Here is a 12,258-nt window from a genome sequence, read left to right as displayed (position 1 = left end):
TTCCGCTTGCTCCACTAGGGTTTGCTTAGGAGTACTATATGGCTACGATTGTTCCCCTAATCTCCAATGTTTCTACTCTTCTCTCGCCCGTCCCGCCTCCACATAGCGGTACGTGCCCATGCGCTCACTGGGGAAATATGCCGCGTCGGTTGCGGTGATGAATGTTTGGATCTGCTCACTCTCGATGAAGGAGAGGAGCGCAGACCTGCGTGCGGCATCCAGCTCGCTCATCACATCGTCGAGCAGGAGAATGGGCGCCTCGCCGACGTGCTCACGCAGGTAGAAGAGCTCGGCGAGCTTCAGCGCGAGCGCGCCCGTGCGCTGCTGTCCCTGCGAGCCGTAGCTCCTGAGGCTCATGCCGGAGGTGCTGAGGACGAGATCGTCGAGATGCGGCCCTATCCCCGTTGTGGCGCGTGCAATATCGCGCGCACGCCCATCATGCAACATCTCATTATACCATAGTTCGAGGCGTTCTGTCATGCCATCTTTATCACGCGTGAGTTCTGCAGGCGCATGCGCGATCTCATAGGAGAGCGCGAGCTCCTCGCCCGCCGCAAGCACCGCCTGCACACGCGCGGAGAGCGCACCGAGCTGCGTGGTTGCTGCGATGCGGCGTGTGACGATGTACGCCGCACTCTTTGCGAGCTGTGCATCCCACGGGAGAAGTGCATCGGGCGGGGCAAGCCGCTCGCGAATGTCCTTCAGGAGAGCTCCGCGCTGGCGCAGGATGTGCGTATAGCGCAGGAGCTCTCCGTAGTAGGCGGGGCTTGCCTGAGAGAGCTCGGCATCCAGATAGCGACGGCGCAGCGCGGGCGCGCCCTTGACGAGGAAGAGATCCTCGGGGGAGAAGAGCACCATTGGCAGGATGCCGACCAATTCGCGCTGTTTCAGATGCTCCCCCGCGTACTCAATGCGCCGCCGCATGCCGCGCCGAAAGGTAAAGGAAAGCTCCGCAGGAACATCGTGCCGCAGAAAGGAGAGCACGATATGGGCGCCGTCCGTGCCCATGCGAATAAGCTCCGCATCGCTCGAGGTGCGATGGGAGCGTCCAAAGGCGGCATAGTAAAGCGCCTCGATGATATTCGTCTTGCCCTGCGCGTTCGCACCGAGGAAGATCTGCACACCCGCATCGAAGTCGAGGTGCAGTTCCTCATAGTTACGGTAGGAACGCAGTTGTAACGATGTAATTCGCATAATTACGCACGCGTAATACGGTAAATATCCGTACCATCTACTGTAATGATATCACCTTGGACAAGTTGACGGCGGCGTGCAGTCTCGACCTCCCCATTGCGCAGGATGGCTCCCTCTGCAATGAGTTCCTTTACGACGCCGCCGCTTGGTACAGCGCCCGCGAGCTTTAGGAATTGGTCGAGCTGGATATTCTCAGTGTGAATCTCGATGTCTGTCAATGTGTCCTCACAGGCGTTACAACGTAGATATAGTTTGGATCGGCTTCCTCACGGATCGTGATCGGCGAGAGGTTCATGCCCTGTGCGTTCGCCCCCTGCAACGAGAGGATGAAGGTATCGCTGTCGAGGGACTTCACAGCATCCATGAGATAGGAGGCGTTGAATGCAATCGTCACATCATTGCCCGTAACCTCTGCGGCGATGGTCTCCTCTGCCTCGCCGATCTCGGGGCTGTTCGAGGAGATGCGCATGAGCCCCTGCTCGAATGCGAGTTTGACGATGTTATACTGATCGGTGCGTGCAATGAGCGAGGCGCGTTCGACCGCCGAGGCAAAGGTCGCAGCGTCGAGTGTGACGCGCGTGCGGATGTTCTCCTCCTGCGGGATGACGCGGCGGTAGTCCGGGAATGCGCCCTCGATGAGGCGTGATGTCATGTAGATGCTGCCGGATGACATGCTGATCTGGTTATAGGAGCAGGTGACGTGAATGTCGGTCGGCACGTCGCCCGTGATAGTACGCGTGACCTCCTCGAGGAATTTCGCAGGGATGATGATGCGGATCTGCCCTGCATCCTCTTCGAGCAACTCGCTCTTGACGGCGAGACGGTGGACGTTCGTGGCGGCAAATGTGACTTCCTTGCCCTCGACTTCGAGCTGGCAGCCCGTGAAGATGGGACGGCGGTCACGCTGCTCTTCGCGCAGGCAGGCGAAGGTTGATTTCTTGACAAGGCGCGCGAGTGTACGGTCTTTGATGGTAAACTGCAGTGTTCCTTCCATACGGTGTAGGACTGGGAAGTCACTAACCTCCATTGTACGGAGGGTGAAGCGTGCGCTGCCGGAGCGGATGACGGCAAGTCCGTCGGAGCTGCCTGTGTCGATGGAGACTTCCTCTGCGGGCAGTTTGCGTGCGAATTCTGTGAGGTATTTGCCGGGGAGGACTGCGGTGCCGACGGTGTGGATCTCGGCGGGGATGGTGACGATGAAGCCAAGCTCGTAGTTTGTGGATTGGAGTTCGAGCTGTCCTTCCTTTGCTGTCATGTAGATGCCTGAGAGGATGGGGGTCTGCGGCTTGGTGGAGAGTCCCTTGCTGACGATTTGCAGCGCGGAGATCAGATCGCTCTTGGCAAGCGTGATGTTCATGGTATTTCCTTTCCAATGGGAGGAGAGCGTTTCGCTCATCCGTGTACTCGTTTTTCTATAAATGTGTGTAGTAAATAAATTCAGTAGTGGTAGTAGTAGGGGCTGTGGATTGGTTGAAAAGTGGAAAATGCCCTAGAAAATCACGGGGATGGCTGTTGATAAGTTGGGCGAAGTTATGCTTTAGTTATCCACAGTTTACACAGATGAGCGGTGGATGGACTATTATCCACAAAACATCAACATGAAATGCGGCATGATGTGAACAGGGATATCCACAACGTATTTTTGTTACAATCTATGGTACGTACTCCGCGCGAACGCCTAGATCCCCTTGATCTGGATGGTGAGCGACTCGATCAGCGCCTTGGTGGCGCCTTCGGACTCCGTGAGGTTCTGGATCTTCTTGTGCGCGTGGATGACGGTCGAGTGATCGCGGTTGAAGAAGCCGCCGATGGTTGGCCAGGATACCTCGGTCAGCTCGTGGCAGAGGAACATTGCAATCTGGCGTGGGTAGGCGATGTCATTGCTGCGCTTGGTCGAGCGGATATCCTCGCTCGTCACTTTGAAGTGGGTGCAGACGATGCGTTCGATCATCTCCATTGTGATGCGGCGCCCCTTCTCGCCGTGCAGATAGTTGCCGAGTGCGGCGACACAGGTGGTCTCGTCGATCGGCATGCGCATCATCGAGGCGTATTTGATAAGACGCGTGAGCGCGCCCTCAAGTTCACGGATGTTGCTGTCGACGCGGCTTGCGATGTAGGTCACGACATCCTCGGGGATGTCGACCTGTTCGGTCTGCGCCTTCTTTTGGAGGATCGCAACGCGCGTCTCGAACTCCGGCGGCTGGATGTCCACGACTGCGCCGCCCGCAAAGCGCGAGATGAGGCGATCCTCGAGATCCTTCACATCCTGTGGCTGTCGATCAGAGGTCAGGATGATCTGCTTGCCGCTGTCGCGCAGCTTGTTGAATGTCTGGAAGAACTCGGTCTGCGTCTGCTCCTGCCCCGCGAAGAATTGGATATCGTCGATCAGCAGCATGTCGATGTTGTAGTATTTCTCACGGAATGCGTCCATGCTCTTCTCGCGGATGGAGCGGATGAATTCGTTTGTAAAGTCCATGCTCGCGATGTAGAGGACGCGCTTCTCGGGATGGTCTGCGAGGATCTTGTGTCCGACTGCGTGCATGAGATGGGTCTTGCCGAGTCCCACGCCGCCGTATATGAAGAGCGGGTTGTGCGCGGGCAGTCCCGGCGCGTCTGCGACCGCCTTTGCCATTGCGTACGGGAATTGGTTCGAGCGTCCCATGACGAAGGCATCGAAGGTGTATTTCGAATTCAGCGTTGTCGCGTCGTCGGGTGCGGGCGCATGCGTCCCCTCCGATGCGAGCGGGAGGCTGCCCTGTGTGGGTGCGCTCTCCTCCTCTTCCTCTGCGGTTTCGGTTTTTTCTGCGGGCGCTTCCTTTTGTGCGGATGGTTCTTTCTGTGCGTCGGCGATCGCGGGGTCGACGATGATCTTGAATGTATAGCCTGCGCCGAGTGCCTGCTGTACGGCATCGCCGAGCAGGACGAGGTAGCGCTGCTCGATGTACTGTTTCGTGAAGATGGTATCTACGGCGAGTAAGAGCTCCTTGTTTTCGAGAGCGACGGGGATCATGGGCGCGATCCACTTCTTCACGGCATCCTCGTGGATGATACCTACGGTCTTTTCAAGTACCTTCTGCCATTCCTGCGCGAGGGCGGCGGTCTGTTCTACGGACATACATCTGCGTCCCTTCAAAAAAATTTTTGGTATGATATGAGCGTTTATCCACAGACTTATTCACAGTTGTTGATAAATGCAGCGACGAACAAGGAGAGATAAAATGTGAAGAGACAAAATTATGCACGTCTTTTTCACAGGTTTTCCACAAATACAATGAGGATATTTTAGCAAAAAAATGGCGACTTATCAACAGGGGCTTTTGCCTCATCCGGCGAAAAAAACGCGTAAATACCGTGTCCACGCCTTGACAGTGCCGGTTTTTTTCGTCTATAATGTCGCCTAGCAATCTATTTTATTGAATCGCCGCACGGCATATGCCGCGAAGCGCGGCAGCAAAGGAGGTGACGTGAGGTGAAGAGAACATTTCAGCCCAACAATCATTGGAGAAAGAAGACACATGGTTTCCGTGAGCGCATGAAGACGAAAGGCGGCCGCCTCGTATTGAAGAGAAGGCGTCAGCGCGGACGAAAGAAGCTGTCGGCGTAAGCCCTCAGACGATCAGAGGTCACCGCGGGTGACCTCTTTTTTAACGATATGGAAAAAAAACTCACACTGCCGCGCGCAAAGATGATCAAGCGCCGCAGCGATTTTCAACATGTCTATCAAAAGGGGACATCCTTCGCGGGGCGGCGGATGATCCTCTACGTTCTGCGTGACGCGCGCGTTGCGGGCAAGGTCGGCTTCGCCGCAGGGAAAAAGCTCGGCTGTGCCGCTGTGCGCAGTCGTACGAAGCGCCTCCTGCGCGAGGCATATCGCCATATGCAGCACGAGCTGCGCGGTGATGTTGGGATACTCCTCATCGGGCGTGCAGGACTCTCTGCGGGCAAAATGCAGGACGCCGCCGCAGAGCTCAGAACGCTCGCACGCCGCGCCAAGATCTTTGCGGACGGACGGGCAAAGAGCTACACGGGGGAGCAGTGATGAAGCGGCTGCTCCTCCTTCTCGTGCACGTTTATCGGAGCTGCATTTCGCCGCTCCTCCCCCCATCGTGTCGCTACTATCCGACCTGCTCGGCATACGCGTTGGAGGCGATTGAGCGCTACGGCGCATGGCGCGGCGGCTGGATGGCGCTCCGGCGCATTCTGCGCTGCCATCCGTTTCACAAGGGGGGCTACGACCCCGTACCCTAGATTTTGAACGAAATAACACACACTTCCGCACAGTAGGAGGAACTATAGTTGATCGAATTTTTTAGTAATCTCTTCGAGCCGATCATTCATATTTTGCAGTTTATTCTTGGAGGCTTCTACACCGTCACGAGCGCCGCAGGTCTCGTCAGCTACGGCTTCCCCATCATTCTTCTCACCATTCTCATCAAGCTTGTGACCTACCCGCTCACCGTCAAGCAGGTGAAATCCATGAAGGCGATGCAGGAAATCCAGCCGAAGATGAAAAAGATCCAGGAAAAGTACAAGAACAACCCGCAGATGCTCCAGCAGAAGACGGGGGAGCTCTTCCGCGAGGCGGGCGTCAATCCGCTCGCCGGCTGTCTGCCACTGCTCGTGCAGATGCCGATCCTCATGGGCATGTACTACGCGCTCTTTAACTTCACGTTCCCGAGCCCGGAGGCGGCGACGTTCTTCTGGTTGCCGAACATGAGCGAGCCTGACCCGCTCTACATCCTCCCCGTTCTATCGGCAGCGACCACCTATCTCCAGCAGAAGATGACCTCCACCGAGATGAATGCACAGATGAAGATCATGATGACCGTCATGCCGCTCTTCATCGGCTGGATCAGCCTCAAATTCCCCTCGGGACTCGTGCTCTACTGGGTGACGATGAACGTCGTGCAGATTGCGCAGCAGTGGTGGATGTACCGCGGCGAGGGTACAGCGAAGGAGGCGCACTGATATGGCAGAGATCATCGAGACCACCGGCAAGACCGTCGAGGACGCCCTCTCGCATGCCCTTGACAAGCTCGGTTGCGGCAGAGAAGAGGTCACCTACGAGATCGTACAGGAGCCGTCCGGCGGCTTCCTCGGGCTCTGGGGCAAGCGCGAGGCGCGCATCCGTGTGACGACGCGCCCTGTCATTCTGCCACAGCGCACGGAGATCCAGACCCCCGCGCCGCCGACCGTCATCGCCCCACCCTCTCCATCGGCGACTGCGCCGCAGGAGCAGGGGCGGCAGGACGATGGATTCGGTGTACGCAAGCGTTTTCATACCGATCTGCGCTCCTCGGCGCGCAAGAGTTCGGAGCAGTCTGTCTCACGCGGTGGATATAGCGACCGTCAGGAGCGGACTGCGCGTATGAGCGAAGACCGTCGTGCGCCGCGCGAGGGCAGCGAGCAGGGCGGCTATGGAGAGCGGCGGGAGCGCCCCGCACGCGGCGGCTATGGTGAGCAGCGCCGCAGTCAGGGACAGGATTTCCGCAAGGAGCGGAGAGATCGTCCCTCCTATGAGCGCAGCGATGCGAGCTATGAGGAGCGCGGTCACCGCGAGCGGACGGACAGTCAGCTCATCCCGCTCACGGACGAGATGGACGCCGCTGCAGAGGCATTCCTCGGCGAGGTCTTTGCCGCGATGCATCTCAGCGTCACCCTCACGCGCACGGATACGCCTGCGGGGACGATCTTTAACATGGAGGGCGAGAATCTCGGCATTCTGATCGGCAAGCATGGAACGACGCTCGATTCGCTCCAATACCTTACGAATCTTGTCGTAAACAAGCTCTCTGAGGCGGGGAACTACGCGCGCGTCATCCTCGATGTGGAGGACTACCGTGCGCGCCGTGAGGAGACGCTCACGCGCCTCGCAGGGCATCTCGCGGACAAGGCGTGCCGCATCGGAGAGGAGATTCATCTCGAGCCGATGAGCCGTCACGAGCGCAAGATCATCCACATGGCGCTGCAGGACAACCGCCGCGTCACCACCTACAGCGCGGGCGACAATCCGCGCCGCTACGTTGTCATCGTGCCGAAGCGTCGGCGCTATACGCGTGACTACGAGGAACCGAGCTACGACCGCTACGAGCGATAAGTATAGGAAAAGGGGTGTTGTACGAAGTAAGGGAACTTCGTACAGCACCTCTCTTTGCATGATTTCAGTATCGGGGAAAGGAGGATGGGCTGCCCACAAGCGAACCCTAGTGGAGCAAGTGAGTAAAGTGTGCGTTCTGCCCCCTGCGGATTTCTTTCGTTCAAGCGAAGCGCGTTTAAAGTCCGCAGGTATTTAGGCAGATAAGCACACGATCACTTGCGTAACTAAGCGTTCGCGGTGGGCGCGCTCCTCTGTAAAATTGATTCGGAAACGGGAACAGGGGACAGGGACATGACAGAGGATACGATCAGCCAGATCGCTACCGCACATGGCGCGGGCGGCATTGGCATCATTCGCGTGAGCGGAGCGGACGCATTTGCCGTTGCACGGCAGATTTTCCGTCCTGTGCGGGGTGATCTTGGGGAGATCACGCCCTATCGCGCGCACTATGGACAGATCACAGCGGCGGACAGCGGCGTCATTGACGAGGGGATCTTGCTGCCCATGCGTGCGCCGCACTCGTATACGGGCGAGGATGTTGTGGAGCTCCAATGCCACGGCGGGAGTATCGTCCTGCGTGAGGTGCTGCTGCGGACTTGGGAGGCGGGCGCGCGTCCTGCCGAGGCGGGCGAGTTCACGAAGCGTGCCTTTCTGAACGGACGGCTCGACCTCGCGCGCGCCGAGGGCGTCATGGAACTCATCGCGGCAAAGAGCGCGCGCAGCGCCCGCGCCGCACGCGAGCGCATGGCAGGCGCACTTTCGCAGGAGATCGCAGCGATCCGTCATCGTCTCCTCGGCGCGATTGCACGCATCGAGGCGGGGATCGACTTCCCCGAGGACGACATTCCCGCCGCCTCCGCTGCCGCGCTCAGAGAGGATATTACGGCGGCGGCATCAGCTGTTCAGCATCTCCTCACAGGCGCAAATGCGGGGCGCATCCTGCGCGAGGGCGTTAAGACCGTCATCGTCGGGCGTCCGAACGTCGGCAAGTCGAGCCTCCTCAACGCCCTCGTCGGCACAGAGCGTGCCATTGTGACCGATGTGCCGGGCACGACGCGCGATGTCATCGAGGAGGAGATCAGCATCGAGGGCATCCCCCTGCGCCTCCTCGACACGGCAGGGCTGCGTGCGGCAGAAGATGCGGTGGAGCAGATTGGCGTTGCGCGCACCGAGCAGCATATGCGGGACGCGGAACTCGTCCTCGCCGTCTTTGACAGCTCCAGTGAGCTCACAGAGGAGGACCATGAGCTCATCGCACGCCTGCGCGAGATGAACGCCGAGACCATCATCCTCTGCAACAAGGAGGACTGCGCGCGTGTCCTGCGCGTTGCGGACTTCGACGGCGTGAATGCGCCCGTTCTTATGATCTCGGCGCAGGCGGGGACGGGACTCGACGCCCTGCGTGAGACCATCGCCGCGCGCGTGCAGATGATGGAGGGCGATCTCAGCGACGGTGCGCTCCCGAACAAGGAGCGCGAGGTGGAGGCGCTGCAGCGCGCCGCGCGTCACCTCTCCGAGGCGGAGAAGACCCTCGCGGCGGAGATGGGCACGGACTTCATCTCCATCGACCTGCGCGGTGCCTATGATATCCTCGGCGAGATTCTCGGCGAGACCGTCGACACCGACCTCATCGACCGCATCTTCAGCGAGTTCTGCATTGGGAAATAAAGACACAAAACAAAAAGAGCCGCAGAGCGGCTCTTTTCTTGTGTACGAAAAGAAGTATTATCCCACGACCCAGACGACGAAGTAGAGGACGAGCGGGATTGTGACGCAGAAGATGCCGATGAAGTCGATGTAGACACCGGTCTTGATCATCTTCGTGATCGGGATGTAGCCGGACGCGTAGACAATCGCGTTCGGCGGCGTCGACACGGGCAGCATAAAGCCCAGTGAGGACGACAGTGCGATGCCGACTGCGACGTGCACGGGGCTGAAGCCCGCAGCAACTGCTGCCGTGATGCCGAGGGGGCCAATCATGTTGGTCGCTGCCGTGTGGCTTGTGAGCTCGGAGAGCAGCAGCGCCATCACGCAGAAGATCGCGACGAGGGCGAATTCGGACGGGTCGCCGCCGAGCATGCCGACGATCTTGTCGCCGACCCACTGCGAGAGACCGGTCTTATACATCATGCCGCCCATCGCAAGGCCGCCGCCGAAGAGGATGAGCGTGCCCCACTCGACACCTGCAACAGCCGACTTCCACTCGAGCGTGAACTGGCGCTCCTTGAAGTTGATCGGCATGAGGAAGAGGAGCAGCGCGCCCGTCATTGCCGCAACCGCCTCGGGGAAGAGGAGGTTGTACATCTTGAGCATCGGCGCAGTGCTGCCGAGCGTCATCGAGAGAATACCCGGGAAGACCCAGAGGAAGACGGCGACGAGGAAGCAGATGAGCGTGTTCTTCTGCGCCCGCGTCCAGCCGCCGAGCTCTGCGACGCGGGCGCGGATGAACTCCTCCGCACCGTCGATGCGCTCGACATCGGGCGGGAACATACGGATGAGGATGAAGTATGTGATGACGAAATAGACGACCATTGCGATAACGCCCCACGTCATCCACTCAAAGAAGGAGATGTGGATGTTTGCCATCTGATCGAGGAAGCCGAGCATGATGATGTTCGGCGGGGTGCCGATCGGGGTGAGAACGCCGCCGATCGAGCAGGCATATGCCGTCATGAGCATGAGACCGGTTGCATACTTGTAGTCATGCAGGTCGATCTCCTTGCCGTTGGCGGCCATCATCTCCTTGATCGCACCGAGCAGACCCAGGGCGATCGGGAACATCATCGCGGCCGTTGCCGTGTTGCTGACCCAGCCGGAGCAAAGTGCTGCAGCAAGACCGATCGCAAGGAAGATGCGGCGCGGATTCGAGCCGACCCACGAGCGTGCGAGCAGCCAGTAGGCGAACCGCTTGTCCAGCCCGTGATCCATCATCGCCTTGGCGAGGATGAACCCGCCCATGAAGAGGAAGATCATCGGGTTTGCAAAGGCGGCGTACGCATCCTTTGCCGTGACGACACCGGTGACGACGGCGAGCGTCGGACCGATCAGGGAGGTAACGGGGATGGGAACGGGTTCGGTGATCCACCAGAGAGCAACGAGAACCATGATGGCGAGCAGCTTGTGTGATGCGACAGTCAGTCCCTCAATGGGCGTCAGGAACACCAGCAGGGCAAGCACCGGTGCGCCGAACAATCCGACGAGACGTCGTGTCCGATCAAACTTTTGTTCTGCCTCATGAATTCTTTGGGCTTCTTTGCTTTGATCAGCACTCATTTTTTCAGCCTCCTTATACATTTAGGTAATAATTTCCTTGCCCGATTATTATTATACGAAATTTTCAACCCTTTTGGCAACTATTTTCTGTTGGATAGATTAACTTTTTTTTTCTGCGTTTTCTGCTATAATGAAGGAGTAAATTTATGCAGGATACAGAGGAGGATTTTCATGCAAAGCTTTACCTTTCACTGCCCCACCGAGGTTGTGTTCGGGCGGGGCGCGGAGAATACGGTCGCCGAAAAACTGCGCGCGTTCGGGGCGAGCCGCGTGCTCATCCTCTACGGGGGCGGCAGCGCCGAGCGCTCGGGGCTGCTCTCGCGCATCGAGAAGAATCTGACGTCTGCGGGGCTCGCGTTCCTCGTCATGGGGGGGGTCCGTCCGAACCCGCGCGTCTCGTTCGTGCGCGAGGCGATCCGCGAGGGGCTTGCGGCGGATGTGAACTTCGTCCTCGCGGTCGGCGGCGGCAGTGTCATCGACTCGGCAAAGGCGGTTGCGCACGGCATTGCAAATCCGACCGTCGATATCTGGGACATCTGGACGCGCAAGGCAGAGCTGACGAAGACCATGCCGTTTGGCTCCGTCCTCACAATCCCCGCTGCGGGCAGCGAGACGAGCGACTCGGCGGTGCTGACGAACGAGGATACGGGGCGAAAGATCGGGCTGAACACGCAGCTGAACCGTCCCGTCATTGCCTTTATGAACCCCGAGCTCGCCTTCACCCTGCCGCGTGAGCAGATCGCGGCGGGGGCGGCGGACATCATGATGCACACGATGGAGCGCTACTTTACGAGTGTCAAGGAGACGAATCTCTTCACCGACCGCATTGCCGAGCAGCTGCTCCTCACCGTCATGGAGTCGGTCAAACGCCTCCTCGTCAGCCGCAAGGACTACGACGCGATGAGCGAGCTCATGTGGGCGGGCAGCGTCTCGCACAGCGGACTCACGGAGCTCGGGCGCAGAAAGGACTTCTCTGTGCACAAGCTCGGTCACGAGCTCTCCGCGCGCTACGACGCGACGCACGCGATGACGCTTACCGCGCTCTGGGGATCGTGGGCGCGGCACGTCTATCACGACGACGCGGCGCGCTTTGCCCACTTCGCCGCGGCCATCTTCGGCGTCGATGCGGGCACGGATGAGGAGCGCGCACGCGCCGGCATCCGCAAGATGGAGGAGTTCTTCACCGAGATCGGCATGCCCACGAGCCTCGCGGGGCTCGGTGTCGGCGTGCTCACAAAGGGCGCGATCGAGGAGATTGCAAGCGCTGCGACGGCGAACGACACAATCCGCCTCGGCGACTTCCGCCCGCTCACGCGCGCGGACGCCATCGCCATCTACGAGGCGGCGAATCACTGAGGGATATGAAATGGGACTGCTCTCGGAGCGCCCCTATCGGCTCGTTTCACTCGCCACTTCTACACGTCCCGCGCAAGCGGTGGAAGGGGCGCTCATGCGGCAGCGCCGTTTCTTCGGCATAAAAAAAGCACTGTGCAGAAAAGCACAGTGCTTTTTTTGTTGTCCCATGCCGCACGCAGCATTCTATGTGTTGGGACCCGTTGCCGCACAGTCCTCGGAAGAGGCAAAGCGGTTTCAATGCCGCACACAGCATTCTATGTCTTGGGACTCTGTCGTCCTCAGCCCTTGTCCCACATGGGCTGAAAAGCCATTTTGGAAAGTCGTCCGTTTTTCGCGCT

Annotated in this window: 12 protein-coding genes; 7 read left to right on the top strand and 5 right to left on the bottom strand. The window is 59.1% G+C overall.

The window, feature by feature from the left end:
• Window positions 1-72: 72 nt before the first annotated feature.
• The 4 genes from recF to dnaA all read right to left on the bottom strand — a co-directional run bounded on the left by recF (window position 73) and on the right by dnaA (window position 4,309).
• Window positions 73-1,194, bottom strand: a complete 1,122-nt coding sequence (gene recF, locus HMPREF9163_RS05500; RefSeq protein WP_009440703.1) for a DNA replication/repair protein RecF — start codon at window positions 1,192-1,194, stop codon at window positions 73-75.
• 2 nt (window positions 1,195-1,196) lie between these two features.
• Window positions 1,197-1,412: an RNA-binding S4 domain-containing protein gene (locus tag HMPREF9163_RS05495; RefSeq protein WP_009440702.1), complete on the bottom strand. Its 216-nt coding sequence runs from the start codon at window positions 1,410-1,412 to the stop codon at window positions 1,197-1,199.
• Window positions 1,409-2,551: a DNA polymerase III subunit beta gene (gene dnaN / locus HMPREF9163_RS05490; protein WP_037346243.1), complete on the bottom strand. Its 1,143-nt coding sequence runs from the start codon at window positions 2,549-2,551 to the stop codon at window positions 1,409-1,411. The genes HMPREF9163_RS05495 and dnaN overlap by 4 nt, the downstream gene beginning before the upstream one ends.
• A gap of 321 nt (window positions 2,552-2,872) precedes the next feature.
• Window positions 2,873-4,309 carry a chromosomal replication initiator protein DnaA gene (dnaA, locus tag HMPREF9163_RS05485; protein WP_009440700.1) on the bottom strand — a complete coding sequence of 479 codons (1,437 nt, stop codon included), beginning with the start codon at window positions 4,307-4,309 and terminating at the stop codon, window positions 2,873-2,875.
• A 354-nt stretch (window positions 4,310-4,663) separates the two neighbouring features.
• Between dnaA and rpmH the strand changes: the two genes are divergently transcribed.
• From rpmH to mnmE, 6 genes are all read left to right on the top strand, one after another.
• The gene (rpmH, locus tag HMPREF9163_RS11720; RefSeq protein ID WP_006305399.1) at window positions 4,664-4,798 is read left to right on the top strand and encodes a 50S ribosomal protein L34; all 135 of its coding nucleotides are present in this window, start codon (window positions 4,664-4,666) and stop codon (window positions 4,796-4,798) included.
• Between the two features lie 48 nt (window positions 4,799-4,846).
• Entirely contained in the window at window positions 4,847-5,233 is a 387-nt protein-coding gene (gene rnpA, locus HMPREF9163_RS05480; protein WP_009440699.1) for a ribonuclease P protein component, read from the top strand.
• The gene (gene yidD / locus HMPREF9163_RS05475) at window positions 5,233-5,442 is read left to right on the top strand and encodes a membrane protein insertion efficiency factor YidD (RefSeq protein WP_009440698.1); all 210 of its coding nucleotides are present in this window, start codon (window positions 5,233-5,235) and stop codon (window positions 5,440-5,442) included. Before rnpA ends, yidD begins: the two co-directional genes overlap by 1 nt.
• A 48-nt stretch (window positions 5,443-5,490) precedes the next feature.
• Entirely contained in the window at window positions 5,491-6,162 is a 672-nt protein-coding gene (locus tag HMPREF9163_RS05470) for a YidC/Oxa1 family membrane protein insertase (protein ID WP_009440697.1), read from the top strand.
• 1 nt (window position 6,163) lies between these two features.
• The gene (gene jag, locus HMPREF9163_RS05465; RefSeq protein WP_009440696.1) at window positions 6,164-7,291 is read left to right on the top strand and encodes an RNA-binding cell elongation regulator Jag/EloR; all 1,128 of its coding nucleotides are present in this window, start codon (window positions 6,164-6,166) and stop codon (window positions 7,289-7,291) included.
• A gap of 291 nt (window positions 7,292-7,582) precedes the next feature.
• The gene (mnmE, locus tag HMPREF9163_RS05460) at window positions 7,583-8,959 is read left to right on the top strand and encodes a tRNA uridine-5-carboxymethylaminomethyl(34) synthesis GTPase MnmE (RefSeq protein ID WP_037346236.1); all 1,377 of its coding nucleotides are present in this window, start codon (window positions 7,583-7,585) and stop codon (window positions 8,957-8,959) included.
• 57 nt (window positions 8,960-9,016) lie between these two features.
• On the opposite strand, the gene HMPREF9163_RS05455 is transcribed toward mnmE, so the two are convergent.
• Window positions 9,017-10,564 carry a DASS family sodium-coupled anion symporter gene (locus tag HMPREF9163_RS05455; protein WP_037346234.1) on the bottom strand — a complete coding sequence of 516 codons (1,548 nt, stop codon included), beginning with the start codon at window positions 10,562-10,564 and terminating at the stop codon, window positions 9,017-9,019.
• 171 nt (window positions 10,565-10,735) lie between these two features.
• Here HMPREF9163_RS05455 and HMPREF9163_RS05450 point away from each other — a divergent pair, with 171 nt between their 5' ends.
• Complete coding sequence (locus tag HMPREF9163_RS05450; RefSeq protein ID WP_009440693.1) at window positions 10,736-11,920, top strand: iron-containing alcohol dehydrogenase; 1,185 nt, start codon at window positions 10,736-10,738, stop codon at window positions 11,918-11,920.
• Window positions 11,921-12,258: the final 338 nt, after the last annotated feature.

Origin of the sequence: Selenomonas sp. oral taxon 138 str. F0429 (assembly GCF_000318175.2) — a bacterium.
GTDB lineage: Bacteria > Bacillota > Negativicutes > Selenomonadales > Selenomonadaceae > Centipeda > Centipeda timonae.
This window is presented reverse-complemented; position numbering and strand designations above follow the sequence as displayed.